The sequence below is a fragment of the Streptomyces sp. SID3343 genome, assembly GCF_009865215.1.
Taxonomy (GTDB): Bacteria; Actinomycetota; Actinomycetes; order Streptomycetales; family Streptomycetaceae; genus Embleya.
In genome coordinates, this window is sequence record NZ_WWJX01001614.1 from 1 (window position 1) to 3,458 (window position 3,458).

Genomic DNA, 3,458 nt, shown 5'->3' on the forward strand with positions numbered 1-3,458 from the left:
GCGGCCGGACCCGCACCCGAGGCCGGACCCGCGCCGGCACCCGGACCACCCGGACCCGGCCCGCGGGCGAGAGCACGATCCCGAACGACATCACGATCAAGGAGTCACAGTGACATCGGTGCGTGGCCTCGGCCTGGACCGTCGAGGCTTCCTCGGCCTCGCCGCGCTCGCGGCGGCCGGCGGTACGGGGCTGCTCACCGCGTGTTCGAGCTCCTCCAGCGGCGACCGGGTGACCAAGCGGCACAAGGACGGCATCCTGCGGATCGGGGTCGCGTCCGCCCCGAGCAGCCTCAACCCGCTCGACTCCGGCTCGGAGATCACCCGATGGATCGCCGAGCCGATCATGGAGAGCCTGTACGGCTACGACGCGTCGCTCGCGTCCATCCCGCTGCTCGCCGACGGCGAGCCGCAGATCAGCGACGACAAACTCGCCTGGACGATCCGGCTGCGCCAGGGCGTGCTGTGGCACGACGGCACCGCGTTCACCGCCGACGACGTCGTGGCGACCCTCGCGCACATGCTCGACCTGTCGGCCGGCAGCGAGTGGATCACCTACATGCTCGGCTACCTCTCGCGGTTCGAGAAGGTCGACGAGCACACCGTGCGGATCACCCTCAACAAGCCGTACGGCCTGCTGCGTTCGCACCTGACCAACCTGCCGATCACGCACCGGGACTTCGTGGGCCGCAAGGACACGATGATGGGCACGGGCCCGTACAAACTCGACACGTTCGTCGCCGGGCAGAGCTTCACGCTGTCGCGCTTCGACCGCTACCACGGCGGCCAGTACGCCCCGGGCGCCGCGCCCGCGTTCGCCGGCATCGAGTACACCGTCTTCACCGACGCCAACACGCGCGTGCTGAGCCTGCGGCAGGGCAAGGTCGACCTGATCGCCACGCCGTCGTTCGCGACCTTCGACGCGATCCGGGGGGACAAGTCGCTCGCGCTCGTGCTCACCGAGGCGCCGCTGGACGTGCTCAGCTACGTGATGATGCGCAAGGAGCCGTTCAACGACCCGGACTTTCGCAAGGCGGTTGCCCTGTCGATGGACCGGCAGGGTGTGCTGCAACGCGTGTACGGCGGCGAGGGCACCATCGGTCAGGGGCCGATCGGACCCGCCGAGATCGGCTACGACGCCACCCGCAAGCCGTTCGGTCCCGCGCCCGACCTCGATCAGGCCCGCGCGCTGCTCGCCCGGGCCAAGACCGCCAAGCGCTCGTTCACCGTGACCATCGGCACCAACCAGGGCATCCGCGACATCGCCCAGGTGCTCGTCGCGGGGTGGAAACAGGTCGGCCTCGACGTCACCATCGAGCAACTCCCGGGCGGCCCTTGGTCCAACAAGTGGCTCTCGCGCGACTACGACATGCTGATGAACACGTTCTCGTCCGGGTTCACCTCCGGCCCGGCGAACTACCTCACCCTCGCGCCCGCCGGTTCGACCAACGTCCTGTCGTGCGGCTACGTCAACGCCGAGGCGGACGCGCTGATCGACACCATCTGGCAGACCTCCGACGCCGCCGAACGCGTCGCCGCGCTGGGACGGTTGGACAAGATCCTGGCCGACGACGCGGTGATCACACCGCCCGTGTATCCCAGGCTCGCCCTCGCCCAACGCGCCGAACTGTCCCCGCTCGACCCCTCCAGGCTGCGGATCAGCCGGCTCGACCCGCAGCACCTGCGGTTCGTGTGATGACGAAGGCGAGCGTGGACGAGGCGCCGCTTCTGCGGGTGCGGGACCTCGACGTCACCTATCGCGGTACGGACGGCCCGGTGCCGGCGGTGCGCGGGGTCTCCTTCGACGTCGCTCCAGGGGAAGTCCTGGGCCTGGTGGGCGAGTCGGGCAGCGGCAAGAGCAGCGTGTGCACGGCGCTGATGGGTCTGCTCCCCGACGGCGCGCGGATGCGCGCGGACGACATCGACTTCCAGGGCGACAACCTCGCCACGATGCGCGAACGCGAACTGCGCAAGGTGCGGGGGCGGCGGCTCGCGTTCGTGCCGCAACAGCCGATGACGTCGTTGTCGCCGACCACGTCGGTCGGCCGGCAACTGCGCTGGTACCTCGGTGACCGGCTCGACGACCTCGAACTGCGCGAGACGCTCGTCGGAATCGGCCTGGGGCCGGTTCTCGACCGCCCGCGCGATCTGCCCGGGGCGTTCTCCGGCGGCCAACTGCAACGCGTGGTAATCGCGCTCGCCGCGCTCGCGCACGAACCCGCGCTGCTGCTCGCGGACGAACCCACGACGACCCTCGACGCCACAGTCCAGGCGCAGGTGCTGCGCCTGCTGCTGGCCCTGCGGGACAAGTTGGGGCTCGCCGTGGTGTACGTGTCGCACGACCTCGCGGTGGTGTCGGCGATCTGCGACCGGGTCGGGGTGATGTACGGCGGGCGCCTGGTGGAGACGGCGCCGGTGGCGGAGATCTTCGCCGCGCCCCGGCATCCGTACACGCGGGCGCTGATCGCCGCGATGCCGGCGATGACGCCGGAGGACCGGCCGTTGCGGGCGATACCGGGGACCGCGGACGGGGCCAACCTGCTGCCGGGTTGCCCGTTCGCGCCGCGGTGTGCGCACGTGCTGGACGTGTGCGGCGAGCGGATGCCCGGCTCGGTGCGGCGCGGGGCGAGCGACGTGCGGTGCCATGTGGTCGAGCGGGAGGACGCGTGACTCTCCTCGAAGTACGCGAACTGCGCAGGCGGTTCGTGCTGCCGCAGCCGTTCGGGCGCAGGCGGGGCGAACCGCGGGTGGTGCACGCGGTCGAGGACGTGTCGTTCGACGTCGCGGCCGGCGAGATCCTCGCCATCGTCGGCGAGTCCGGGTCGGGCAAGACCACCGTCGCGCGCGTGCTCGCGGGGCTCGACGCGGCGACGGCCGGCACCGTCGCGTGGGGCGGTCGGCCGTTGGGCGCCGCGCGTACTCCCGCCGACCAGCGGTTGGTGCAACTGGTCACGCAGAACCCGCGGGCGGCGTTCAACCGGCGGCGCACGCTGCGGCACGCGCTGCTTCAGCCGTTGCGGGTGCACGGGCTGGGCGCGGATCGCGCCGAACGTGAGGCGCTGGTGGTCGAGATGATCGGGCGGGTCGGGCTGACCGAGGACCACCTCGACCGGCTGCCCAGTGACGTCAGTGGCGGCGAACTGGCCCGGCTGGTGCTGGCTCGGGCGTTGCTCGTGCGGCCTCGGGTGCTGGTGTTGGACGAGCCGACCGCGAGTCTGGACGCGAGCGTCAAGGCGACGGTGGTCAACCTGTTGCTTCGGCTGCGGGACGAGTTGGGCCTGGCGATCGTGGTGATCACGCACGAGATCGACATCGCGCGGCGGCTCGCGGATCGGGCTGCGGTGATGTATCTGGGGCGGGTTGTGGAGATCGGGGCGGCTTCTCGGGTGTTGGTCGCGCCTCGGCATCCGTATGCGGAGATGTTGTTGGCGAGTGTGTTGGGGGTTGGGCGGGGGGCTGGG

At 71.1% G+C, this 3,458-nt stretch carries 3 protein-coding genes; all 3 read left to right on the top strand.

The window, feature by feature from the left end; all coding sequences use genetic code 11:
• Nucleotides 1-109 precede the first annotated feature (109 nt).
• Nucleotides 110-1,693: an ABC transporter substrate-binding protein gene (locus GT354_RS51815; RefSeq protein ID WP_161365459.1), complete on the top strand. Its 1,584-nt coding sequence runs from the start codon at nucleotides 110-112 to the stop codon at nucleotides 1,691-1,693.
• Nucleotides 1,693-2,667 carry an ABC transporter ATP-binding protein gene (locus tag GT354_RS51820; RefSeq protein ID WP_161365461.1) on the top strand — a complete coding sequence of 325 codons (975 nt, stop codon included), beginning with the start codon at nucleotides 1,693-1,695 and terminating at the stop codon, nucleotides 2,665-2,667. The genes GT354_RS51815 and GT354_RS51820 overlap by 1 nt, the downstream gene beginning before the upstream one ends.
• A partial coding sequence (locus GT354_RS51825) for an ATP-binding cassette domain-containing protein (RefSeq protein ID WP_161365463.1) occupies nucleotides 2,664-3,458 on the top strand: 795 nt, incomplete at its 3' end. The genes GT354_RS51820 and GT354_RS51825, both read left to right, overlap by 4 nt.

Excerpts from the sequence above, each read along its gene's own strand:
- GT354_RS51820 (WP_161365461.1), top strand. The coding sequence starts at position 1,693 with ATGACGAAGGCGAGCGTGGACGAGGCGCCGCTTCTGCGGGTGCGGGAC.